Consider the following 23,814-nt stretch of genomic DNA (forward strand, 5'->3'; position numbering starts at 1 on the left):
GAGACGAAAGTGGACCCGACCGCGACCGGCAGGATCACGGTGGACGCCCCGCCGGAACGGGTGTACGCCCTGATCAGCGACCTGGACTCACTCAGCGGCCTGTCCGAGGAAACCGTACGGTGCAAAGTGCTCGTCGGCAGCTCGACAGCGACCGTCGGCACCCGCTTCCGCGGCAGCAACAAGCGCGGATTCCGCCGCTGGTCGACAGTGTCCACAGTGACCGATGCGGTGCCCGGCCGCGAGTTCTCCTTCAACGTGACATCCCTGGGCATTCCAGTGTCCCGCTGGTCCTATTCGATCGCCCCGGCAGACTCCGGCTGCGTCGTCACCGAAAGCACGTGGGACCGCCGTCCTCGCTGGTTCCTCGCGATGGCCTACGTCGCAACCGGCGTCGCCGACCGAGTCGCGGTGAACACCCAGAACATCGCCCGGACCCTCGAACGCCTCAAGGCAAAGGCAGAAGCATGACACCCCTGGTCATCATCGACGCGGCCAACGTCGTCGGCTCAGTCCCCGACGGCTGGTGGCGCGACCGCTTCGGCGCCACCGAACGCCTCCGCGACAACCTCGCGGCCCTGCCCACCCAAGGCCTCGCCGACCTCGAACCACCCATTGAGGTAGTCATGGTCGTCGAAGGCAAGGCCCGCACCGTCCCCGCCTCCGAGACAATCCGCGTCGTGCCCGCCCCAGGCTCCGGCGACGACACAATCGTCGACCTCGTCCGCACCGAATCCCCCGGCCGCTCCTGCTACGTCGTCACCGCCGACCGCGGTCTCCGCTCCCGTGTCACCGACCTCGGCGCCTCAGTCCTCGGCCCCGGCTCAGTCCGCTAGGTGGACCGGGAAATACCAGTTCACCGGTTTCGTGTTGACTTCGAACGTGACCTCTTCGATCAAGCGGAAGGCTCGGGTGCGCGCGCCCGAGCTTGTCGGCCGTGGCTGGCTGAACACCGGGGACAAGGACGTCAGGCTCACGGATCTGCGCGGCAAGGTCGTGCTGCTCGACTTCTGGACGTTCTGCTGCATCAACTGCCTGCATGTGCTGGATGAGCTGCGGCCGCTGGAAGAGGAGTTCGCCGATGTCCTGGTGACGATCGGGGTGCACTCGCCGAAGTTCGTGCACGAAGCCGACCCGGAGGCCCTGGCGGCCGCGGTCGACCGCTACGAGGTGCATCACCCGGTCCTGGACGACCCTGAGCTGACGACCTGGCAGAACTACGCGGTCAAGGCGTGGCCGACGCTCGTCCTGGTCGACCCCGAAGGTTACGTGGTGCACGTAGCCGCGGGCGAAGGTCACGCGGAGGCGCTGAGGCGAGTGATCCGCGAGCTGATTGCCGAGCACGAAGCCAAAGGCACGCTGCACCAGGGCGACGGGCCGTACACGCCGCCGGTAAGGCAGCACACGGATTTGCGGTTCCCCTCGAAGGTTGTTGTTACGCCGCAAGGGACTTTGCTTGTCGCGGACGCGGCGAACCACAGCATCGCCGAGCTCGAGGCGGACGGTGAGACTCTGATCCGCCGGATCGGCGACGGCGAGCGTGGCCGGTCCGACAGTCCGGCGAGGTTCGCCGAACCGTCCGGGATCGCTTTGCTGCCAACGGAAATCGCTGAGCAGGTCGGATATGACGCGATTGTCGCGGACACCGTCAACCACCTGCTGCGCGGGCTCAAAGTGGATACAGGCGAAGTGACCACGATCGCCGGCACCGGCGAGCAGTGGCGCAACGGCCCCACTGACGGCCCCGCGACCGAGATCGACCTGTCGAGCCCGTGGGACGTGGCCTGGTGGGACGGCCAGGTGATCATCGCGATGGCGGGCAACCACACGCTCAGCGCGTTCGATCCGCTGCGCGGCACGGTTTCCCGGTTCGCCGGGACCACGGTCGAAGGTCTGCACGACGGCCCAGCCGATCAGGCCTTTTTCGCTCAGACATCCGGCTTGGCTGCAGCCGGGGACCGGCTGTGGCTCGTCGACTCCGAGACCTCCGCCCTGCGATGGATCGACCGTGACCACACGGTCCACACCGCGATCGGCAAGGGCCTGTTCGACTTCGGTCACAGGGACGGCGACAAGGACCAGGCGCTGCTGCAACACCCGCTGGGTGTCACGGTCCTCGGTGATGGAAGCGTGGCGATCGCCGACACCTACAACGGGGCGATCCGGCGTTTCGACCCCGAGACCGGTCAGGTCTCCACCGTCGCGGACGGCATCAAGGAGCCTTCCGGTGCGGCCGTCGTCGACGGTCAGCTCGTCGTGGTCGCGTCCGCCGCGCACAAATTGGAGTGGCCGATCTCACCCGGCGACAACGAGCTGCTCGTCGCCGGCCAGGCGCACCAGGTCAAACGCCCTCCGACTGAGCTGGCGCCCGGCGAGGTCGACCTTGTTGTCGTGTTCCAGCCACCTCCCGGGCAGAAACTTGACGAGCGATACGGCCCGTCGACACGGCTGGAGGTGACGGCTTCACCACCGGAACTGCTGGTGGAGGGCGGTGGAGTAACCACCGGACTGACCCGGCGGATCGTGGTGGCCGAGGGGATCGACATGGGTGTGCTGCATGTCGTCGCGCAGGCCGCGAGCTGTGATGACGACCCGGCGATCGAGCACCCGGCATGCCGCCTGACCAGGCAGGATTGGGGTGTGTCAGTCCGGATGGCGCAGGGGGGTTTGCGTCGTTTGCCGCTTATGCTGGGCGGAATGGACGACTGATAAGGTGCCGTGCCCCGAACGGGTCGTAAGGGTGGACAAGTACGATTCGGTCGTGTCCGAACTCAAACTCGAGATCCAGATGCTGCACGACCGTGTGCTCGTGCGGATCTCACCTGAGGATGGGGAACGGCGGAGCACAGGCGGCATCGTCATCCCGGCCACCGCGCAGATGGCGCGCAGGCTGGCTTGGGGCGACGTACTGGGGGTCGGCAACAGCGTCCGGCAGGTCAAGGTGGGGGATCGGGTGCTGTTCAACCCGGAGGACCAGCTCGAGGTCGAGGTGCAGGCGCAGACCTATCTGGTCATGCGCGAGCGCGACGTGCACGCCATCGCCAGCGAACGCACCGAACACGGAACCGGGCTGTACTTGTAGTCCCGCGGAGGATTGAGCCTTGCCGGAACAGCCACACTGGCCGGAGTCGCACAGCGAGCAGACGGATATTTTACCGGCCGTCCACGCGCAACGAGCCGTGCCTGGAGACGCGACCGTCGCGTACAACACGCCGTCGTTCTCGGCCACGTCCGCGTACGACGAGCCGACGGTCAAGTGGGGGGACCCGCAACCCGAGGCGCAGCCACAGCCTGAGCCTGAGCGCAAGAAGAAGAGCATGCGCAAGACAGCCATGGCCGCTGGCGCGGTCGTCGGCGTCCTTGGCGTGCTCTACCTCGTCGACGTCCTGGTCAGCCAGGGCGACGTGCCGCGCGGTGTGGTCGTCGCGGGTGTCGAAGTCGGCGGGATGAGCCGGGCCAACGCGGAGAAGAAGCTGCGTGAGGAGATCGAGCCGCGGCTCAATCACCCGGTCCAGCTCAAGGCCGGCGACTTCACCACCGAGCTCGAACCGGCCAAGGCCGGGCTGACCCCGGACTGGACCAAGACCCTGGACAAAGCCGGTGACCAGCCGATCAACCCGATCACCCGGTTGACGTCGTTCTTCAGCACCACCGAGGTCGACTTCGCCACCCAGAGCGACGGCACCGCGCTGACGGCCGCGGTCGACCAGGTCCGCCAGAAGGTCGACCAGGAGCCCGTCGAAGGCAACATCACCTTCGACGGCGCGACACCGGCCATCGTGGAGCCCAAGCAGGGCCGCAAGCTCGACCCGAAGGGTGCCGAGGAGCAGATCCGGCACGAATGGGTCAGCGGCCAGCCGATCAACCTGCCGGTCGCCGTGACACCCGTGAAGGTGCCCAAGGAGGCCGTGCAGACGGCGTTCGACAAGATCGCCAAGGTCGCCACATCCGGCCCGGTCGTCATCAAGGGCGAGGGCAAGGACGCGACGCTGCAGCCCGCGGCGATCGCCGCGGCCCTGAGGTTCGAACCGGGCGAGGGTGCGTTGAACGCCAAGTTCGACAACCCGAAACTGGTCGAGGCGATCGGCCCGCAGCTGAAGTCGACCGAGAAGGAAGGCAAGGACGCGGCGATCGTCTTCGAAGGCGGCAAGCCGACCGTCCAGCCCTCCGAGGACGGCAAGACCGTCAACTGGGACCCCAGCCTGGCCCCGCTGATGGACGTCGTGCAGAAGCAGGACGGCCGTGAACTGAAGATGCAGTACACGACCAAGCCCGCCAAGGTGACCACCGACCAGGCCAACGCCCTGGGCATCAAGGAGGTCATCGGCGAATTCACCACTGGTGGCTTCGCCGCGGACTCAGGCGTGAACATCCGCACGGTCGCCCAGAAGGTGAACGGCGCCATCGTCAAGCCCGGCGACACCTTCAGCCTCAACGGCTTTACGGGTCCCCGCGGCACCCCGCAGGGCTACGTCGAAGCCGGCGTGATCAAGGACGGCGCCCCCGGCCGCGAGGTCGGCGGCGGCATCTCCCAGTTCGCGACCACGCTGTACAACGCGTCCTACTTCGCCGGCATGAAAGACGCCGGCCACAAGGAACACAGCTACTACATCAGCCGCTACCCAGCTGCCCGGGAAGCAACTGTGTTCCAGGACCACTCCGGCCACAGCGTCATCGACATCAAGTTCACCAACGACGCCCAGACCGGCGTGGCCATCCAGACCTCCTGGTCACCCAGCTCCCTCACAGTGAAGATCTGGGGCACCAAGCGCTATAACGTCGAGTCGGTGACCGGCGGCCGCAGCGCCCAGACCGAACCAACCGAGAAGCCCGGCCCAGCCCAGAACTGCAAACCCAGCAACGGCGCCCCAGGCTTCACAGTCACCGACACCCGGATCATCAAGGACCTCAACGGCCGCGAAATCCGCCGCGACAACCGAACGGTCAAGTACAACCCCCAACCCAAGATCACCTGCCCACCCCCGGCATAGCCTTCGTACAACCGCCTGAAGCCCGTGTGAACAGCTCGTTCACGCGGGCTTCTCGCTTGAATCGGCTTCCACAACTCGAGGTGCGTCGCACTCAACGAAGAGCCAGGGCCGGAGGGTGAGCGAGTGAGCAAGCGGCAGCAAGTTGTTTCATGTGAATCATGAGGAAGGGCGGTGATCCCCCGCCAGGGATCACCGCCCTATTTTCCTCGCCGCGGGATGGCGAAGGTCTTAGAAGGCTGCCTCGGGCAGGTCCATCAGGGAGTTGTCGGCTGCTTCGACGATCTTGCGGCCGGCGGACAGTTCGGGCAGGACGTTGCGGGCGAAGAAGGCGGCCACGGCCACCTTGCCCTCGTAGAAGGCCTTGTCGCGGGCTGAGACCTCGCCGGAGAGGGCCTTGAGCGCGACTTCCGCCTGGCGCAGCAGCAGCCAGCCGATGAGCAGGTCGCCGGTGGCCAGCAGGAGCCGGACGCTGTGCTGGCCGACCTTGTTGATGTTGGCTGGGTCTTCCTGCGACGTCGTCAGGTAGCCGATCAGGGCGCCGATGATGCCCTGGACGTCCTCCAAGCCTTGCTTGAGCAGTTCGCGCTCTTCCTTCAGGCGGCCGTTGCCGCCTTCGGATGAGAGGAACTCGTTGATCTCGCCGGCCACGTGTGCCAGGGCCTGGCCCTGGTCGCGGACGATCTTGCGGAAGAAGAAGTCCAGGGACTGGATCGCCGTGGTGCCCTCGTAGAGGGAGTCGATCTTGGCGTCGCGGACGTACTGCTCGATCGGGTAGTCCTGCAGGAAGCCGGAACCACCCAGGATCTGCAGGGCCTGGATCAGCTGCTCGGAGGCGCGCTCCGAGCCGACGCCCTTCACGATCGGCAGCAGCAGGTCGTTCACGCGCTCGTTGAGGGCCTTGTCGCCTTCGCCGAGGGCGATCTTGTCCTGGTAGGTGGCTGTGTAGAGGTAGGTCGCGCGCAGGCCTTCGGCGTACGCCTTCTGCAGCATCAGGCTACGACGGACCTCCGGGTGGTGCGTGATGGTCACGCGCGGCGCCGCCTTGTTCAGCATGTTCGGCAGGTCGGCGCCCTGGACGCGCTCCTTGGCGTAGTCCAGCGCGTTCAGGTAGCCGGTCGAGAGGGTGGCGATGGCCTTGGTGCCGACCATCATCCGCGCGTACTCGATCACCTGGAACATCTGCGCGATGCCGTTGTGCACGTCGCCCAGCAGCCAGCCCACAGCAGGCGTGCCGTGCTGCCCGAAGGTCACCTCACAGGTCGCCGACGCGTTGAGGCCCATCTTGTGCTCGACGTTGGTCACGAAGGCGCCGTTGCGCTCGCCCAGCTCGCCCGTCTGCGGGTCGAAGTGGAACTTCGGTACCAGGTACAGGCTCAGGCCCTTGGTGCCCGGCCTGGTCTCGATTCCGGGGCCCTCCGGCCGCGCCAGCACCAGGTGCATGATGTTCTCGGTGATGTCCTGGTCGCCGGACGTGATGAAGCGCTTCACGCCGTCGAGGTGCCAGGAGCCGTCCTCCTGCAGCACGGCCTTCGTGCGGGCCGCGCCGACGTCCGAACCGGCGTCGGGCTCGGTCAGCACCATGGTGGCGCCCCAGCCCTTGTCGATCATCAGCGAGGCCCAGTGCTTCTGCAGCTCGTTGCCGTTGCGGTGGACGACCTCGGCGAAGTTCGGGCCGGCCATGTACATGAAGATCGCCGGGTTGGCGCCCAGGATCAGCTCGGCCGCCGCCCAGGTAACCGACGGCGGGATGCCCAGGCCGCCGAGCTCGTCGCCCAGGCCCAGCCGGTACCACTCGCCGTCCCACAGCGCCTGGTAGGACTTCTTGAAGCTCTCGGGGAGCGTCACCGAGAAGGTCTTGGGGTCGTAGGTCGTGCCTTGGCGGTCGCCGTCGACGAAGGACTCGGCCAGCGGGCCGGTCGCGAGCTTGTTCAGCTCGGCCAGCACTCCGCGGGCGGTCTCCTCGTCGGACTCGGCGAACGGTCCGGTGCCGAGCCGTTCCTGGACGTTGAACACCTCGAAGAGGTTGAACTCCAGGTCGCGCACGTTGCTCTTGTAGTGGGCCATGAGGTCGCTCCCCTGTGTGTCTTCCGTTCCGGGGCAGGCATGTGCTACTCGCCGGTAACAACAGGATATTACTTGCGGGTAACTTGGGCAAGCGAATGCCGCCGATGTGGTGAACCAGACTGGCTAATAGGGGTGCTCTTCCTGGTTGACCGTCAGCACACCGGACCGGAATGCGACCGCGACGGCATGCGTGCGGTCCCGGGCCGAAAGCTTGCGCAGGATGCTCTTCACATGAGTGCGCACGGTCTCCACAGATACATAGAGCACCTTGGCGATGGCCTGGTTCTCCAGTCCATCGGCGATCAGTTGCAGCACCTGGTACTCACGCCGGGACAACGGCTGCTGGCCGTGGTTGGCCGGCGAGGCCGCCACCTTGCCCTTGGGTGAGCCCAGCGCGGGCGCGAGCGTCGGGTCGATGTACCTGCGTTCGGCATGTACCCGCTGAATCGCCTGGACCAGCTGTGGCGGCTCGCTGCGCCGGGAGATCACGCCGTGCACGCCCGCCGCGATCGCACCGGCGATGTACTGGGTGTTGCGCTGCGTCTCCCTGATCATCAGCAGGACGCCCAGGTCGGGGTCGTTGCCGATGAGCATCCGGGACAGATGCCAGCGTGGGTCCAGGCCGGAGTCGATGATCACGGCATGCGGCCGGAACCGTTCACACAGCTGTAGTGCGGCATGCGGGCTGCCGGCGGCGCCGACCCAGCGCAGTCCCCGCGTTCGCATCACGAGCGCGGACAAGCCCTCGCGGACAAGTGGAACCGAGTCGACCAAGGCGATCCCCAGTCCGCCTTCTGTCGACCGCCCGGTGACGACCGCTCCTGTCGGTCGCACCTGGCGGTGGTCGATGTTGTTCGCCATCCACGCCTCCACGCCCGGTCACTCGTCCGATAGTGCGACGTCAGGACACCTGACTCGTGACGTTGATGGCGTCTGTGACCACCGGTAACACGAAAACTCACCCCCACGGGTGATAACTGATCTCCGTTTCAACCAAACCTGGCCGGAACCGGTGTCGGTGGAGGAGCGTTGGCCGGTTATGGAGATGGTGTGGGGCGTGTCACTGCCGGCCTTGGTCGTCCTGCTCTTCGCCCTCGCGGTGATGGAGCGGGTGTGGCGCCGCGTGCGGCGTGCCAAGAAGGCGGACGCCCCACTGTCCGGAGTGGCCTTCGACGAGTTCACCGCGTTCCTTCAGGGCAGCAAGCGGGTCGAGCTGGACCAGCGCGCTACCCAGTCGTTGATGCGGGAGGAAGAACAGGACGGTGCGCCGCCGCGTCAGATAGATCTCGACAACGGCGTCGTGTTCCTGAATCGCCCAGACGGTGACAGGCGGAACTAGAACACGTTACAGTTGTCCTTCCCGTGTCGAAGCGGAAGGACGGCTTTCGGATGAAGTTCACGGTCGCCATCGCGCTGAGTCCGCTTGATCAGCTGACCGAGCTCGCCAAGACCGCACAGGAGTACGGATATTCGGCAATTGCCTTGCCGGACTCCATCTTCTACTCGCAGAAGGTGTCCGAGGACTATCCGTACACACCGGACGGTTCCCGGTTCTGGACCGAGGACACGCCGTGGGTGGACCCGCTGGTCGCGACTGCGGCGATGGGGGCGGTGACCGATGAGATCAGGTTCTACACGCAGGTTCTGAAACTCGGCCCGCGCAACCCGCTGCTGCTCGCCCGGCAGGTCCAGTCAGTCGCCTGCCTGACCGGCAACCGCTTCGGGCTCGGCGTCGGCATCGGCTGGACGCCGGAGGAGTTCGAGTGGTGCGGCGCGCCGTTCGAGAACCGCGGCGCCCGGGTCGACGAGTCGATCGAGATCCTCAAGCTGGTCCTGGGCGGCGGCATGGTCGAGTACCACGGCAAGTACTTCGACTTCGACAAGCTGCGGATGAGCCCGGCGCCCAGTGAGCCCGTGCCGATCTACGTCGGTGGGCACACCGAGCGCGGCCTGCGCCGGGCCGCCCGGATCGGCGACGGCTGGACCTCGGCGATGATCAAGTTCGACGATCTCAAGCAGACCATCGAACGGCTGGCCGTGCTGCGCGCCGAGTACGGCCGCGACGAGCTGCCGTTCGAGATCCAGTCCGTCTGCATCGACCGGTTCGGTGTGGACGGTTACCGCCAGCAGGCCGATATCGGTGTGACCGATGTGCTTGTGGCGCCTTGGGTGTTCTACGGCGTGGGCATGGACGGCGACCTCAAGGCCAAACAGGACGGTATGAAGCGCTTCGCCGACGAGATCATCCACAACCTGTGAGGAGTGCCGATGACGGCCGTGACTTGGGCCGCGACTGAGACCGACCATCCCGCGCGGGCGGCGTCACGCCGTTCGATGAGCGCGGTCACGCGCGGCGCGCGGGACGAATGGATCGCACTGTTCGCCGCGGACGCGGTGATCGAGGACCCGATCGGGCCCTCACCGCTCGACCCCACCGGCGAGGGGCACCACGGGCATGCCGGAATTGCCGCTTTCTGGGACAAGACGATCGCCACTGTCGAGCGCTTCGAGTTCGCCATCGACGACTCGTTCGCAGCCGGCGACGAGGTCGCGAACGTGGGCACGATAACGGCGTTTCTACCTGGTGGTATGCGGATCGACACGGAGGGTGTGTTCAGCTACCGGGTGGGCGCGGACGGTCTGATCCGGTCGATGAGGGCGTTCTGGGAGGTAGACCGGGCAATGGGAACTCTGCGCAAAGCTAACGATTCACCTACATGAAATCGAGTCACGAATGTGACTCAGTCTTGGTCCAGACCTTCCGTTGCGCTGTCACGCGTCCGTAAGACGTACGTCACAAGCCACGCGCTTGTGTCGACGTTGGAGGTGCGATGGGCACGCTGGACTGGGTCGTCGTTGTCGGTTACTTCTTCGTGATGGTGGCTATCGGCGTCTGGTCGAAAAGCCGGATCGCCAACACCAGTGACTTCTTCACCGCCGGCGGCAGGATGCCGTGGTGGCTGTCGGGAATCTCCCACCACATGTCGGGCTACAGCGCCGTCATGTTCGTGGCGTTCGCGGGTGAGGCCTACCGCTACGGCCTCACCGTGTACGTCTGGTGGGCGCTGACGATCGGTGTCGGTGTCGGGATCGGCGCGTGGCTGTTCGCGCCGAGGTGGAATCGGTTGCGGTCGAAGTACAACGTGGCCTCGCCGCTGGAGTACCTGGCCCGGCGCTACAACGTGCCGACCCAGCAGCTGCTGGCCTGGTCCGGCTCGCTGCTCAAGGTGGTCGACATCGCCGCGAAGTGGGCCGCTGTCGCCGTGCTGCTGCGCGGGTTCGCCGGGGTGCCGATCACCTGGGGCATCATCCTGATCGGCGCGGTCACGATGATCTACTCGGTGATCGGCGGCCTGTGGGCCGACGCGCTGACCGACTTCGGCCAGTTCATCATCCAGGCGGTGGCCGGCTTCGCCATGTTCGGCGCGGTGATCGCGCACTTCGGTGGTGTGTCGTGGATCTGGGAGATGTGGGGCGACCTGCCGCCGCAGAACAGCGAGCCGCTGGCCGGGCCGTACACGATCACGTTCTTCCTGGCGCTCTTCCTGATCAAGACGCTGGAGTACAACGGCGGCATGTGGAACCTGGCGCAGCGCTACATGGCCGCGCCGGACGGTTCGGCCGCCCGCCGCTCGGCCGCGCTGTCCAGCGTGCTCTGGCTTGTCTGGCCGCTTGTGCTGTTCCTGCCGATGTGGGCCGCGCCGCTGATCGTGCCGGGCCTGAAGAACGCCGACGACGCCTACGTGCAGATGGGCATCCAGATGCTGCCCGCGGGCCTGGTCGGCCTGGTGCTGGCCGGGTTCTTCTCGCACACCATGGCCATGGTGTCCTCGGACGCCAACGTGATCTCCGCGGTGATCACCCGGGACATGCTGCCGAAGATCTGGAAGGGCGCCAGCCGGATGGCCGAGGCCGCCAAACTGCAGCTGGCCCGGATCACCACCTTCCTGTTCATCGCGGTGAGCATGTTGATCGCGATCAGTACCAGCGGCACCGGTGTGGTGATCAAGATCGTGGTGGACGTGGTCGCGGCGACCGTCGGCGTGATCGGCATCCCGCTGATGCTCGGCCTGCTGCCGTGGTTCCGCCGGTCCGGCCCGCGCGCGGCGATGTCCGCGGTACTGCTGGGGCTTGGCGTGTGGGCCGTGCTGTTCATCTCGCAGAAGAACGGCGTAACAGTGTCCAAGGAAGCGTTGGTGTCATATCCCATCGTGACGTCCACCCTCGTCTACATCCTTGGTGGACTGTTCTTCCCGGAGCGCACGGCCGAGCGCGACGAACTGATCGACACGCTTGAGTCCGATCAGGGCACCCCGGCTGAGACCGCGGCGGCCAAGTAGGGAGAGTTGCCTGCCTGAATTGGCAACAGGACCGACATCACTGTGGGCGGGACGCAGGCGCTCCCGCCCACAGTCGCGTGCTGGACCGGATGGCGTAAACACGCCGGGACAAATGGTCCAAAGTGGACCGGGCGGGCGCGGCGGAACGTTTCGGCGACCAGGCCGCTTCGCTACGGTTGGCGGCGTGGCTGACGAGGGTGAGACGCTGGGGCGCATGCAGCCGCGACCGGAGATCGACCCGCGTGACCTGCGGGTATCAGACGGCGAGCGGGAGCACGTCGCCGGACTGCTGAACAAGGCTCTGGCCAGAGGCCTGATCGATCTCGACACCTTCTCCGAACGGGTGGCCGCCGCGGCCGGCGCGCGCACCCGCGGTGAGCTGAACGCCGTGGTCATCGACCTGCCGGGGGTCGTGATCCGAAACGATCCGAATGGCCGTGGCGGTTGACCCGTCGGCCATGGAACCGTGTGCCGGTTTCCCGAGTCACTCTCCTGTGCAAGATCGTCCATGCCGGACAGGTATGAGAGACACTGCTGCTGGCGGCTGACGCTTTGTGATTGACTCGTGACGGCTAGCATCGAAGCTTTGGCGGAGAAGGTCTCCCCGGACTGGACAGCGAAGAAGGTAGGCGATGACCGAAGCACCACGACGGGCCACGTTCCGCGAGGTGTTCGCCATAGCCGAGTTCCGCGCGCTGTGGTTCGCCGAGATCTTCTCGATCTTCGGCGACCAGATGGCCCGCGTCGCGTTGTCCGTCCTGGTGTTCCAGGAGACCAGGTCCGCCACCCTGACCGGCTTGACCTACGCGCTGACGTACGCGCCGTCCCTGATCGGCGGCATCCTGCTGACCGGGCTGGCCGACCGGTTCCCGCGCCGCAACGTGATGGTCATGGTCGACATCATCCGGGCGCTGCTGATCGCGCTGATCGCGATCCCCGGCGTGCCGCTGTGGGTGATGTGCGTGCTGGTGGCGTCGGCCACCCTGCTCAACCCGGTGTTCAAGGCCGCCCAGCTGGCGATGCTGCCCGACATCCTGGAAGGCGAGCGGTTCATCACCGGGATGGCGATCCGCAACATCACCACGCAGTCTGCGCAGCTGGCGGGTTTCGCGGGCGGTGGTGCGCTGATCGCGAGCTTCGACCCGCGGGTCGCGCTGGCCATCGACGCCGCCACATTCGTGCTGTCCGCCGTGCTGCTGAGGACCGGGGTCATGTCGCGGCCTGCCGCGGCGGCCAAGAATGAGAAGTCGTCGTTCTTCTCGTCGATCGGCCAAGGCAGTGCGCTGCTCTTCTCCGACTCCGGGCTGCGCGCACTGTTGTTGTTCACGTGGCTGATGGGACTGCTGCCCGTTTATGACGGCATCGCCGCGCCTTACGTCGACGTGTTCGGCGGCGGCTCGACCGCGGTCGGCCTGGTGCTGGCCAGTGACCCATTGGGCAGCGTTTTGGGCGCGTTCATCTACACCAGGTGGGTCTCGCCGGCGGTACGCCCGAAGCTGCCCGGCCTGTTGTCGCTGGCGGCGGCCGTGCCGTTGTTGCTTTGTTACCTGCAGCCAGGGCTGGTGACGTCGTTAATGCTGTTCATAGTGTCAGGGGGGCTGGGTACTGTGGCCTTGATGCAGGCCACAGCCTCGTTGACACTCGCTGTGCCGGACTCGAACAGGGCCCAGGTGATGGGCCTGTCGAACACGGGGCTCACCACCGTCGTGGGCCTGAGCCCGTTGATTGGAGGTCTGATCACAGACGCAATCGGACCTCAGCTGACGGTGGCCGCCTTCGGGACCGCCGGGCTGCTGCTGGCGGTCCCGCTGGCCATCTCGTGGCACCGGAACATCGCGCATAGTCCTGAGCGTTGGATTCCCGGTGACACCACACCCTCGAACCGCGCATAACGATTCGGTGGATGTGATGATCTGGCGCAGCCGGAGAAGCTCAGGTGCGACGACATTACTGATCCTTGCCGCATCCCATCGGTGCTCACCCTTCCTTTGACGACTATCAGAAAATACACACCTATGGCCCTTGTCGTCAGCATGCGTTCCGGTGGAAACTGTGAGTAAACGGGTCGTTCGCCTAGCGCGACAAAAGAGGGGTTTTGGGGGACGGATGACGAGTACAGAGGAACCAGTGAGGCGACAATGGGTGCCGCTCCGCGACTGGGCGTTGTGGAAGCGGCCGCGTAACTGGATCGCGTACACCCTGGCCGCCGAGGCGCTCACGCTCGCGCTGACCGTCGCGGCGATCATCTACTTCCCCGTCGACGGCAAGCACCTGGCGATGTTCGCGGTCCTGGCAGGATTGGGGATCCTGCAGGCCGAGATCAGCCGCAAGATCGAGCGCCAGCGACGGTCGTTGAACGTCACACCGCACATCAGCATGATCTCGGTCTGGCTGATGGCCAGCGTCCTGCTGCTGCCGCCCCAGCTGATCGCGCTGCTGAGCTTCACGCTCTACCTGCACTCGGGAATCCGCAGCTGGTCGGGCATCCAGCACGTGGCGATGCACCGCACCCTGACCAACGCGACCACGATGGCGCTGTCCTGTTTCGCCGGCGTCCTGCTCACCGACCTGATGTTCGGGATGGACCCGCTGGCCGGGCCGGACGCCGCGACGGCCGTGTGCGTGGCGGGTGCCGCGTACTTCATCACCAACACCGCCATCACCGCAGGTGGTCTGTATCTGGCCGCTCCCGAGAAGGCCAGCGTCGAGCGCCTGATCGGTAGCTGGGACGACAACCTGCTGGACATGGCCACCCTCTGCCTCGGTGGCCTGGCGACGCTGGCCATGGTCCACCTGCCGCTGCTCAGCGTGGCGATCATCGTGCCGATCTTCGTGCTGCAGCGCTCCGTGCTGGCCAAGCAGCTGGAGGAGCTGGCGTCCAAGGACCAGAAGACGGGCCTGCTCAACGCCGTGGCCTGGCACGACAACGGCAACCACGAGCTGTCGCGGGCCAGTCGCGGCGGCCGTGAGTTCAGCGTGCTCATGATCGACCTGGACTTCTTCAAGAAGATCAACGACACGTACGGCCACCTGGCCGGCGACGACATGCTCATCGCCCTGGCCGATCTGCTGAAACGGGAGACCAGGACACATGACCTGGTCGGCCGGTTCGGCGGCGAGGAGTTCGTGGTCCTGCTGGCGGGCGCGCCCGAAGTGCAGGCGCTGGTCGCGGCCGAACGGATCCGCCGGATGATCACCGAGCTGGTGGTCCAGAGCCAGACCAACGACGGCAAACCGGTGGTGATCACCGACCGGTCGGCGTCCATCGGCGTGGCCACATATCCGGCCGCCGGATCGACTCTCGACGAGGTTCTGGCAGCCGCGGACGCGGCAGTATACGTGGCCAAACGCGAGGGCAGGAATCGTGTGGTCGGATCGATATATCCGGCTGCCGTACCGGCCACGCCTGGTTAGCGAAATACGGTTTTTGATTGCTAAAAGTGACCGCCGTTGCCGCAGGGGCAGCGGCGGTCACTTTTAGTCTCTCCCTTTCGCGGGTGATTGACATCACGCGATTCGGATGTTTATTGCGCACCGGGAATTGCGTGGGTTACTTGATTGCCGAGTGTCATCCGCATGGCGCGCATCAGATCGTCCGCGTTCGGCGCCCGCTGCGGATCGACCAGCCACTGGGTGATCAGACCGGAAATCAGGACGAAGAACAGCGACCCGACGGTCCGCATCTCCTCTTCGCCGACCTGCTCCTCGGTCACGTTGAGCAGCAGGGCCGCCAGCCCGCGCCGGCCCTCTTCGTACGCGGCCGCGATCTGGGCCCGTAACTCGGGCGAGCGTTCGATCTGCGGCAGGATCTCGTATGTCGCGACCCAGAGTGGCCGGTGCTTGGCGAGCGTGTCCACAAGCCGTGTCACGGCCGATTCCAGCCGTTGGGACATGGCCGCGTCCTGATCCACCTTGGTCGTGGCGATCGCCCGGCTGAGCTCGACTGCCCAGTCGTTCATCGCTTCGCTCATGGCGGCGAACAGCAGGGCCTCCTTGGACCCGAAGTGGTACCCGATGGACGCCAGGTTGGTGCCGGAGGCGGCCACGATGTCCCTCGCCGTCGTGTGCGCGTAGCCCCGCTCGTACAGACAACGTTTCGCGCCCGCCAGCAGCTCATCCCGGTGTCCCATAACACCTATCATACGACAGTATTAAACATGTGTATAACCCTGAATTGTCAGACTCCGGGGCTAGGTTGCGGAGCATGATGGAACCCGCCTACCTGACCTCGACCAGGGCCTCCTACGACACTGTGGCCTCCTCCTACGCCTCCCTGGTGCGCCCCATGTACGACAACAAGCCGTTCGACCGGGCGATGCTCGCTGCCTTCGCCGAGCTTGTCGACGGCCCTGTGGCCGACCTGGGGTGCGGAACCGGCATCGTCACCGGGTATCTCGCGGGATTAGGTGTGCGGGTGTCCGGCGTCGATCTTTCGCCGGGGATGGTCGCGGTCGCCCGGCGGGATCATCCGGAGCTGGAGTTCTCGGTGGGCTCCATGAACTCGCTCGACCTGGCGGATTCATCGGTCGGTGGTGTGGTGGCCTGGTATTCGATCATCCACACCCCGGTCGAACTGCTGCCGGAGATCTTCGCCGAGTTCCGGCGGGTGCTGGTGCCGGGCGGGCACCTGATGGTCGCGTTCAAGGCGGGTGACGAGATCCGCCACCTCGCCCAGGGGTACGGGCACGACATCGAACTCGACGTGTACTGGCTGGAGCCGGACCTTGTCGCCAAGCTCGCCCACGACGCCGGTTTCACCGAGGTCGCCCGGCTGGTCCGGATCGCTGACGCCGATGAGAAAGGCCCGCAGGGGTACTTCTTAGCGCGGGTGCCTGACGTCGACGAAAGCTGACCCGACGCCGGTCACCGGCGGACCGGCCGGCGGCTTGCCGGTGACCGTGGCGACGTTCGTGATGTCGTCGGGCGGGGCGGTCATCGTGCAGTCGTAGTCGGTCTTGTCCTTGAGCTCACCGATCGTGCGGGCGCAGTCCGGCGCCAGCAGGTCGGTGACTGTGACGTCGGTGAGTGGCGTGTCGCCCGTGTTGCGGATGCTGACAGCGAAGGTGACCAGGTCGCCTGGCTGGTACGGGCCTTTGGCCGTGAGGACGATGGCGATGCCGGGGTGGATGACTGTGTAGGTGGCGTCATCCGTTGCTGTGACTGGACGTTGGGTCACGTCGATGCCGGATGCCGTTGCTTTGCTTGTCATTCCGTACATCCCGGCGATCACGGTGCACGTATGGGTGTGTTCGGCGCCGGCTTCCAGGGCGCCGATCTCCTTGGTGCAGCTGGGGATCTCGTCAGTGATGGAGGCTTTGTCCAAGGGGGAGTCGCCGGTGTTCCTGACCTTGATGGTGAACGTGACCGTGTCGCCCTGACGGACCACGGCCGGACTGGCGTCCCTGGTGATCGCGATGTTCGGGTGGATCACCTTGACCTGGGCCTCGGCCGTCGCTTTCACGGCCTTGCCGAGGCGGTCGGCCGCGCTCACCTCGGCGGTGTTGACGTTGTCCGGGATCGGTGCGGTGGCAGTACAGGTGAAAGTGGTCGGCGCGTCCAGTTTCCTGGCGCAGGAAGGAGTTTTGGTATCGGTGACTTCGATGCCGCTCAGCGGTGTGTCGCCGGCGTTGCCGACCTTGATGGTGAACGTGACGGTGTCACCCACGCGGTAGGCCTGCCTGTCGGCGGTCTTGGTGATCTTGACGGCCGGGTTGAGGACTTCGACCGGGATGGCCGCGGTGCCTTCGACGTCGCCGATCGCCGTGGCGCCGGTGACTTTCACGGTGTGGGTGAAGTCGTCCTGTGGGGCCGTGACCGGGCACGTCGCGGTCTGCGACTGGCCAGGTTCGAGCACGGGGAAGGTGGCACAGCCCGCTTTGACGTCCCGGACCTGCACAGCGCCGGAGTTCGTCACGGTGATCGTGAACGTGACCTGGTCGCCGGGGTGCACCGCGGGCTTGTCCACGGTCATGGCGACCTGCAGCTCGGGGACCGCGATGGACAACGCGACGTTCTGCACCAGGTAGCTGTCGCCGCTGGTGGCGAACCCCAGTTCGACCTCGGACGAACCGACCGGGATGGGGGCGGTGACCGTCCGCGCGTCGACGCTGAAGTTGTTCAGGTTCCCACTTGCCTGCGAGACAAAGAAGTTGTCGCCCTGACCGGCCTTGCCGACCAGGAACTGGTCCCCGCCGATGCCCCAGTCACCTTCGTACGCGGTCAGGCCGATCCGCGCTTCGCCTGTCGCGGCCCGGAAACCGCCGGCCTTCAACGTCGTCGGCTCGCCCGGGTTCTGGCGGACGTGGCCGTCGTAGATGGACACCTGACGCTTCTTGGCGCCGGGCTCACTGTGGACGAGAACCAGCGACCACCCACCCATGCAGCCGAAACCTTTGGGAGCCCACACGTTCGCGACCGTCACAGGCGATGACGCGGTCTTGAAGGCGTCGGTCACGTCCGCGAAAGCCGAGTAGTACTGGCCTGACCCACGGTAGTTGCCGGGCGCGTCAACCACATAGGACTTGGGCGGGACAACCGTTGTCGTCGACCCGACCGTGAGCCGAACGGGCTGGTCCGGGGTGCCGCTGGGCAGGATCGCGGGCAGTTCGGACTCGCGCGACTGACACATCTTGACAGTCGAGTCGGCGAACACACCCGTGTTGCCTGCCCAGTTGAGCCGCGCGAATTCCACTGTGGCCCCGCGCGGCAACTCCGGCCGTGCCGAGCTCGAGTTGAACGTCGCCGGGTCGTTGTCGACGTCCTCCCACTGCATGAAGAAGTTGTCGTTGACCCGATTGTTCGCGCGTTTCGACGCGTCGGCACAGGCTTGCGGCGTGTTGCCCTCGCCCGTCATCGGCGCGTTGTCCGCCGCGACCGGGCACCGCATGGAACCGTTGCCAACACTATGAAAGTCGCCGCTGAGGATTTTCGTGTACGCCGCCGTGAACGGCTCGGGCTCCGCGGCGCGTGCGCCTGCGGTCAAGCCTGTCAACAACATCAGCCCGACCAGCACAAGGCGCATACCGCCTGAGTTTGTCAGCGACTTTTGCCCCGGACACCCTCAGGCACGCGACTTCACCCGCTTGTGTCGCGCCTTGTATCCACTCGGTGGAAATTCAGGTACGCCCGCGACGGCGTCGGCCCCCGCTGACCCTGGTACCTCGAACCCGCCTGCTTGGACCCGTACGGATGTTCGGCCGAACTGGACAGCCGGAACAGGCACAGCTGCCCGATCTTCATGCCCGGCCACAACGTGATCGGCAGGTTCGCCACATTGGACAGCTCCAGCGTGATGTGCCCGGAGAACCCCGGATCGATGAACCCGGCCGTGGAGTGCGTCAGCAACCCCAGCCGGCCCAGCGACGACTTGCCCTCCAACCGGCCCGCCAGATCGTCCGGCAACGTCACCAGCTCGTAGGTCGACCCCAGCACGAACTCACCCGGATGAAGCACGAACGGGTCGTCACCCTCCTGCTCGACCAGCGAGGTCAGCTCATCCTGCTGCAGCATCGGATCGATATGCGTGTACCGGCTGTTGTCGAACACCCGGAAGAACCGGTCCAGCCGCACATCGATACTCGACGGCTGCAACATGGCCGGGTCATAGGGCTCCACCCCCAGCCGGCCGGACTCCAGCTCCTTGGTCAGATCACGATCACTCAGCAGCACGTCCCCACCATAGGTCCTGGCCCTGCTGCGCCCCGAAGCCGACCTTGTGTATGCTCGCCTCAGGCATTGCGGATGTAGTTCAATGGTAGAACATCAGCTTCCCAAGCTGAATACGCGGGTTCGATTCCCGTCATCCGCTCCACCACAGTTTTGGCAGGCCGGAAGGGGTGCTTCCCGATCTTGGGAAGCACCCCTTCCGGCTGTTGACGGTCTGTCTTCAGTCTGTGACGTGTCTGATCACGATCTCGATGACGCGTTTGCGGCGCAGGCCCAGGCCGGCGAGCAGGCCGATGGCCACGCCTGCCGCAACTGGGGCGAACCGCTTCAGCAGCGGCGTCGCCACGAGGGCCAGGCCGTCCAGGGCCGGGGCTGCTTCCTCGACGGGGGCGGCAGCGGCCGAGGCGGTAACCGGAGCAGCTGAGCCGTTTGTGGTGAAGGACTTTTCGACGTTCTGCGCGAACTGGTCGATCAGGCGTTGGGAGACCTCGCCGATGACGCCGCGGCCGAACTGGGCGACCTTGCCGCGGATCATCAGGTCTGTCTCGATGGCGACCTTGGAGCCGGTTCCGTCGGGGACGACGCGGGCTGTGACGTGGGCGTCGGCGTTGCCTTGGCCGTGCTGTTCGCGGCCGGAGGCTTTGAGGATGGCGACGCGGGCGGCTGGGTCGACCGACAGGAACTTCACGGTGCCGGTGTATGCCACGCCTAGGGGGCCGACCTTGACTTTCACCTCGCCTGAGTATGTCGAGTCGTCGACCTGGCCGGTGAGTTTGCTGCCGGGCATGCAGCCCGCGACCCGTTCGACGTCCAGCAGGGTCTCGAAGACCGCGGCCGGGTCCTGGGCGATGTGTACTTCGTTGGTCAGCTTCATTACAGATCCATCAATGCCTTACGTTGTCCGCCGTCGACGGGGATGTGCGCGCCGTTGATGAAGCTAGCCCGTGGGGAGGCCAGGAACGCGACGAGGGCGGCGACCTCGTCCGCCTCGCAGATCCGGCCGAACGGGATGGAGCTGGTGGCGAGCTCGTGGGCCCGGTCCTGGGTGACCTTCTTGTCCCGAGCGAAGGCCTTTTCCAAGGTGTCCCAACGGTCTGTGTTCACTGGTCCTGGGTTGACCGTGTTCACGCGGATGCCGTAGCGGCCGTACTGCTCGGCGATCGACGAGGCGAAGTTGATGTCCGCGGCGTTGGCGACGCCCGCGGTGAGCTCCCAGTAGCTGGGCTTCAAGCCGTCGTTGCCGACGACGAGCACGATGGAGCCTGAGCCTCGCTCGCGCATGTGCGGGATGACCGCACGCACTGACCGGACGTACCCCATGAACTTGAGGTTCAGGCTGGACATCCACTGCTCTTCGGTCAGCTCTTCCAACAGCCCGCCTGGGGAGCTGCCGGCGCACGTGACCAGCGTGTCGATGTGGCCGAAGCGTTCCAGGGTCGCGGCGACGCAGCGTTCGACGTCTTCGGTCTTGCTCATGTCGCCTGCCATCGGCACGACGGTCCGGCCGCTGGCGGCGGCGATCTCCTTCGCGGTCACCTCAAGGGAATCGGCGGTCCGTGCAGTGATCACGACGTCCGATCCCTCGGCCGCGAGATGCTCGGCGACCGCCCGGCCGATGCCTTTGCTGGCACCCGTCACGAAGGCGACCTTGTCCGTCAGCTGCAGGTCCATGAACCACTCCTCACCTCGGTGGTGATATTTGGTATACCAGATCTGCTCGGGCGTTAGCGAGAGCCGAACCGGCCGCGGTCCCCTCGATCATGGTCCCCAGTCGGCAGAGTATCGATTCCGAACCGGGGCGGGCGAGAAGTTGCGCGCCAACTGGCAGGCCATCGGCCAGACCGGCGGGTACCGACAAGGCCGGGTACCCGGTGATCGAAGCCAGCGCGGTGAACCGGAAGTACTTCGACTCCAGGCCGGACGCATCGAGCGGCGCCGCGGTCATCGGCACGACCGGCAGCAGGATCGCGTCCAGATCCGCCGGAAACGGCCAGGAAGGGAACTCGACGACCGGCGACGAGGGCGTCAGCACGTCGACAACCTGCTGGGAGAACTCACTTCGCCGGTCCCAGTACAGCTCCCGCGCCTCAGACTGCATGAGCGACGAAGCGGCCGGCCGGGCGTCCGGGATCTCGACTTCGACAACGTCAGGCAACGCGGCCACGGCCGAGAGCAGAACCTCTCGAACATCGGGACCACAGAACTGGAGGTTGACCCCGACCTTGAGCCGTGCGGGAACAGGCGCCACCGAGCCGCCCATCGCCGAGAACATCCACAGGCAATCGGCCGCTGTCAAAGCGATCGGCCCGACCGTGTCCATCGACGGCGCCAACGGGGTGATGCCATCCATCGGCAGGGCGCCGTACGTGGGCCGAAGGCCGGCCACGCCACACAAAGCGGCCGGCACACGGATCGATCCGCCAGTGTCGGTCCCCAGTGCGTACCGGACGGCGCCGACGGCAACCGCGACAGCGGATCCGCCGCTCGAACCGCCGGCGTGCCGGGAAGGATCCCAGGGGTTCACACATCCCGGCGTGACCAGCGAATAAGCCAGCTCGGGCAACGTCGTCCGGCCCGCCTCGAAGCACCCTGCGGCTACCAACCGCTTCCAGACCGTGGCATCAGCGGCGATGTTGTCCTTGACCGCGACCGGAATCCCGTCCTGCGGAGGCGAAACCGACACGAACGCACCAAGCTCGGTAGCCCGTTGAACAGGCGAGACCAGGCGTTTGCGGTCGATCTTGCCCATGTGGTTGCGCGGCAACGACCGGACCTCGAACACCTGCTTGGGAATCTTGTAGGGCGCCAGCACCGCGCGGACATGCGAGCGAAGATCAGCAGGTTCGCGGAGCGCCGCCCAGGCAGTGACCTGCTCGCCCCATCGCGAATCGGGAATCCCGGCGACGGCAGCCTCCACCACCGCGGGATGTGTTTCCAGCGCGAGCTCGACCTCGCGCGGGTACACGTTCATCCCGCCCGTGATGATGAGTTCCTTGCTGCGCCCCCGGATCACCAGATGACCGTCCTCGATCACGCCGAGATCGCCAGTACGCAACCAGCCGTCGGGTGTGAACGGATCCTCGGCGTCACCCCAGTAGCCGGCGAAAACCTGCGGCCCGCGAAGCTGGATCTCCTCGTCGGCCAGCCGCACGTGCACGCCTGGCAACGGGATCCCGACCGTGTCCGCCCGGGGCGCCGACAGCGGATTGGACACGTCGAGCCCTGATTCCGTTGTGCCGTAACGAACCAACGGAACACGCGGCAGCTGCGCAGCCAGCGCGGTGCTCAGCGGAGCCGAGCCGCAGACACACAACCGCAAGCCTTCGAACGCATCGGGCGAGGAGACGAGCCTGGAGTAGATCGTCGGCACGGCGAACAGCACCGAAGCCGTGCGCATCGACTCCACCAGCGAATCCGAGAACTTCGAGAAGATCCGGGCGGACGACCCGGCGATGAGCGTCGCGTGCACCCCGCTGAGTCCGTGCTGGTGGAACAACGGCAAGGCATGAGTCAGTACGTCATCTTCAGACCACTGCCATGCGGCCATCGCGGACCGGATCGAAGTGAGCAAGTTCCGGTGTGTCAACGGAACGCCTTTGGGTTTCCCCGTCGTCCCGGAGGTGTACGCGAGCACGGCGACATTGTCCGGACCGCCGACCGGCGCGAGCGGCTCGCCGACAGGCTCGTCGAAGTCCGTCAGTGTCAGCGAAGCGCCTGAGTCGGCGACCAAGTGATCGAGCTCGGCAGGCGTGTACGACGGATTGGCGAGCACCACGACCATCCCGGCCCGCAACGCGCCCAGGTAACACCGCACGAACCCCAAAGATGAAGGCCCAGCAAGAACGACCCGCGAGCCAGGCTCGAACCGGGCGGCGAACCAGCCCGCGGCGCAGGCGGCCGAGGCGTCCAGTTCGCCGTGCGTGATCGCCTCGGAGTCGATGACCAGCGCGACTTTGTCCGGCGAACGCTCGGCACTGGCCTGGGCCAGCAGCGGAATGGTCGAAGCGCCCAGTGAAGCGACGAAAGCTGCCGGATCAGCCACCCCAGGCAGGTGGACGCGCCAGGACTCCTCGCTCCACGAGACGCTCATACTGCTCCTGACCAGGTCCCGTTCCCCATCCGTTCCATCGCAAGGCGCTGCACGAGCCCGTCCGCCGCGGTGATCGACTTGATCCGCGCGACGGCCGACGGGTCCAAACTACGAATGTGCGCAACCGCTCGGGAAGCAGCAGCCCATGGGTCGTCGGCCAATCCGGTGAACCCGAGCCGATATGCCTCATCCGCATCAAGCCACCGGGAGCTCAGCATCAGATCGAGCGCGGCGCTGCGCCCCAGCAACGACGGCAGGATCCAGGCGCCGACCGCGAGCCCGTGCCCGGGACCGACCCACCGATACCGCGCGGACGGGCTGGAAATCCGCAGGTCGGCGGCACTGGCGAGCTGGGCACCACCGCCGACGGCGGCTCCCTCGACGACCGCGATGACCGGCCCGGGACGGGTGATCATGCGTTCGTAGCACTGGTAGAGCAGGTCGGACAGGCGGGTTCGCTCGGCGTCGGGCACCGTAAGGTCCGCACCCGCCGAGAAAATGGTCGGATCGGTGCTGCCGAGCACGACCGGTTCGGCGGGCGACTGCTCGAGTGCGGCGAGCAGACCGGACACCATCTGCTCGTCCATGGCGTTGCGCTGCTCGGGTCGGTTCAGCTTGAGTCGCACATAGTCGTCAGATCGCTCGCAGACGAGGCGCATGCTGAAAT

22 protein-coding genes and 1 tRNA gene are annotated in these 23,814 nt (G+C 66.1%); 14 read left to right on the top strand and 9 right to left on the bottom strand.

The genetic code is table 11. The features are described 5' to 3' along the window. The first annotated feature begins 9 nt into the window (after positions 1 to 9). The 5 genes from JOF56_RS11685 to JOF56_RS11705 all read left to right on the top strand — a co-directional run bounded on the left by JOF56_RS11685 (position 10) and on the right by JOF56_RS11705 (position 4,988). On the top strand, positions 10 to 468 hold the full coding sequence (locus JOF56_RS11685) for an SRPBCC family protein (protein ID WP_209637151.1): 459 nt from the start codon (positions 10 to 12) through the stop codon (positions 466 to 468). Next, entirely contained in the window at positions 465 to 833 is a 369-nt protein-coding gene (locus JOF56_RS11690; RefSeq protein ID WP_209637153.1) for a PIN domain-containing protein, read from the top strand. The genes JOF56_RS11685 and JOF56_RS11690 overlap by 4 nt, the downstream gene beginning before the upstream one ends. A 46-nt stretch (positions 834 to 879) precedes the next feature. Then, positions 880 to 2,706 carry an NHL domain-containing thioredoxin family protein gene (locus tag JOF56_RS11695; protein WP_307855051.1) on the top strand — a complete coding sequence of 609 codons (1,827 nt, stop codon included), beginning with the start codon at positions 880 to 882 and terminating at the stop codon, positions 2,704 to 2,706. Positions 2,707 to 2,785: 79 nt separating this feature from the next. Next, positions 2,786 to 3,079 (top strand): GroES family chaperonin, encoded by a 294-nt coding sequence (locus JOF56_RS11700; RefSeq protein ID WP_051793916.1) that lies wholly within the window; start codon positions 2,786 to 2,788, stop codon positions 3,077 to 3,079. A 19-nt stretch (positions 3,080 to 3,098) separates the two neighbouring features. Continuing rightward, on the top strand, positions 3,099 to 4,988 hold the full coding sequence (locus JOF56_RS11705) for a VanW family protein (protein ID WP_209637155.1): 1,890 nt from the start codon (positions 3,099 to 3,101) through the stop codon (positions 4,986 to 4,988). Between the two features lie 228 nt (positions 4,989 to 5,216). Here the strand turns inward: JOF56_RS11705 and JOF56_RS11710 are convergent, their stop codons facing one another. Together JOF56_RS11710 and JOF56_RS11715 are read right to left on the bottom strand one after the other, a co-directional pair. Further along, positions 5,217 to 7,052 carry an acyl-CoA dehydrogenase gene (locus JOF56_RS11710; RefSeq protein ID WP_209637156.1) on the bottom strand — a complete coding sequence of 612 codons (1,836 nt, stop codon included), beginning with the start codon at positions 7,050 to 7,052 and terminating at the stop codon, positions 5,217 to 5,219. Between the two features lie 123 nt (positions 7,053 to 7,175). Then, positions 7,176 to 7,913, bottom strand: a complete 738-nt coding sequence (locus JOF56_RS11715) for a response regulator transcription factor (RefSeq protein WP_209637158.1) — start codon at positions 7,911 to 7,913, stop codon at positions 7,176 to 7,178. 196 nt (positions 7,914 to 8,109) lie between these two features. Here JOF56_RS11715 and JOF56_RS11720 point away from each other — a divergent pair, with 196 nt between their 5' ends. The 7 genes from JOF56_RS11720 (at position 8,110) to JOF56_RS11750 (ending at position 14,806) form a co-directional block, all read left to right on the top strand. Further along, positions 8,110 to 8,391: a DUF6191 domain-containing protein gene (locus JOF56_RS11720; RefSeq protein WP_209637160.1), complete on the top strand. Its 282-nt coding sequence runs from the start codon at positions 8,110 to 8,112 to the stop codon at positions 8,389 to 8,391. A gap of 50 nt (positions 8,392 to 8,441) precedes the next feature. Continuing rightward, positions 8,442 to 9,311 (top strand): TIGR03619 family F420-dependent LLM class oxidoreductase, encoded by an 870-nt coding sequence (locus JOF56_RS11725; RefSeq protein ID WP_209637161.1) that lies wholly within the window; start codon positions 8,442 to 8,444, stop codon positions 9,309 to 9,311. 9 nt (positions 9,312 to 9,320) lie between these two features. Further along, positions 9,321 to 9,773 (top strand): nuclear transport factor 2 family protein, encoded by a 453-nt coding sequence (locus tag JOF56_RS11730; RefSeq protein ID WP_209637163.1) that lies wholly within the window; start codon positions 9,321 to 9,323, stop codon positions 9,771 to 9,773. Between the two features lie 110 nt (positions 9,774 to 9,883). Further along, entirely contained in the window at positions 9,884 to 11,392 is a 1,509-nt protein-coding gene (locus JOF56_RS11735; protein WP_209637167.1) for a sodium:solute symporter family protein, read from the top strand. A 184-nt stretch (positions 11,393 to 11,576) separates the two neighbouring features. Continuing rightward, positions 11,577 to 11,840 (top strand): DUF1707 SHOCT-like domain-containing protein, encoded by a 264-nt coding sequence (locus tag JOF56_RS11740; protein WP_372447862.1) that lies wholly within the window; start codon positions 11,577 to 11,579, stop codon positions 11,838 to 11,840. Between the two features lie 184 nt (positions 11,841 to 12,024). Continuing rightward, the gene (locus JOF56_RS11745; RefSeq protein ID WP_209637169.1) at positions 12,025 to 13,284 is read left to right on the top strand and encodes an MFS transporter; all 1,260 of its coding nucleotides are present in this window, start codon (positions 12,025 to 12,027) and stop codon (positions 13,282 to 13,284) included. Positions 13,285 to 13,519: 235 nt separating this feature from the next. Beyond that, positions 13,520 to 14,806: a sensor domain-containing diguanylate cyclase gene (locus tag JOF56_RS11750; protein ID WP_307855052.1), complete on the top strand. Its 1,287-nt coding sequence runs from the start codon at positions 13,520 to 13,522 to the stop codon at positions 14,804 to 14,806. A 110-nt stretch (positions 14,807 to 14,916) separates the two neighbouring features. On the opposite strand, the gene JOF56_RS11755 is transcribed toward JOF56_RS11750, so the two are convergent. Beyond that, positions 14,917 to 15,522 (bottom strand): TetR/AcrR family transcriptional regulator, encoded by a 606-nt coding sequence (locus JOF56_RS11755; protein ID WP_209637172.1) that lies wholly within the window; start codon positions 15,520 to 15,522, stop codon positions 14,917 to 14,919. 74 nt (positions 15,523 to 15,596) lie between these two features. On the opposite strand from JOF56_RS11755, the gene JOF56_RS11760 reads away from it, so the two are divergent. After that, positions 15,597 to 16,244 carry a class I SAM-dependent DNA methyltransferase gene (locus JOF56_RS11760; protein ID WP_209637174.1) on the top strand — a complete coding sequence of 216 codons (648 nt, stop codon included), beginning with the start codon at positions 15,597 to 15,599 and terminating at the stop codon, positions 16,242 to 16,244. On the opposite strand, the gene JOF56_RS11765 is transcribed toward JOF56_RS11760, so the two are convergent. After that, complete coding sequence (locus JOF56_RS11765; protein WP_209637176.1) at positions 16,212 to 18,413, bottom strand: CLIPPER-2 domain-containing protein; 2,202 nt, start codon at positions 18,411 to 18,413, stop codon at positions 16,212 to 16,214. The genes JOF56_RS11760 and JOF56_RS11765 overlap by 33 nt on opposite strands. Before the next feature lie 53 nt (positions 18,414 to 18,466). Further along, positions 18,467 to 19,060, bottom strand: coding sequence for a dCTP deaminase (gene dcd / locus JOF56_RS11770; protein ID WP_209637178.1), 594 nt, complete (start codon positions 19,058 to 19,060; stop codon positions 18,467 to 18,469). Between the two features lie 68 nt (positions 19,061 to 19,128). Between dcd and JOF56_RS11775 the strand changes: the two genes are divergently transcribed. After that, positions 19,129 to 19,202: transfer RNA gene (locus JOF56_RS11775), tRNA-Gly, on the top strand. Between the two features lie 75 nt (positions 19,203 to 19,277). Here JOF56_RS11775 and JOF56_RS11780 read toward each other — a convergent pair. Genes JOF56_RS11780 through JOF56_RS11800 form a run of 4 tightly spaced genes read right to left on the bottom strand, consistent with a single transcriptional unit; the run spans position 19,278 to position 23,806 of the window. Continuing rightward, entirely contained in the window at positions 19,278 to 19,931 is a 654-nt protein-coding gene (locus tag JOF56_RS11780) for an SRPBCC family protein (RefSeq protein WP_209637180.1), read from the bottom strand. Further along, complete coding sequence (locus tag JOF56_RS11785) at positions 19,931 to 20,728, bottom strand: SDR family oxidoreductase (RefSeq protein ID WP_209637182.1); 798 nt, start codon at positions 20,726 to 20,728, stop codon at positions 19,931 to 19,933. Before JOF56_RS11785 ends, JOF56_RS11780 begins: the two co-directional genes overlap by 1 nt. A gap of 10 nt (positions 20,729 to 20,738) precedes the next feature. Beyond that, positions 20,739 to 23,147, bottom strand: coding sequence for an AMP-binding protein (locus tag JOF56_RS57830; RefSeq protein ID WP_245378239.1), 2,409 nt, complete (start codon positions 23,145 to 23,147; stop codon positions 20,739 to 20,741). Beyond that, positions 23,144 to 23,806, bottom strand: a complete 663-nt coding sequence (locus JOF56_RS11800) for an enoyl-CoA hydratase/isomerase family protein (RefSeq protein ID WP_209637184.1) — start codon at positions 23,804 to 23,806, stop codon at positions 23,144 to 23,146. Before JOF56_RS11800 ends, JOF56_RS57830 begins: the two co-directional genes overlap by 4 nt. Positions 23,807 to 23,814: the final 8 nt, after the last annotated feature.

Origin of the sequence: Kibdelosporangium banguiense, assembly GCF_017876405.1 — a bacterium.
In the GTDB taxonomy this organism is placed as follows: Bacteria; Actinomycetota; Actinomycetes; order Mycobacteriales; family Pseudonocardiaceae; genus Kibdelosporangium; species Kibdelosporangium banguiense.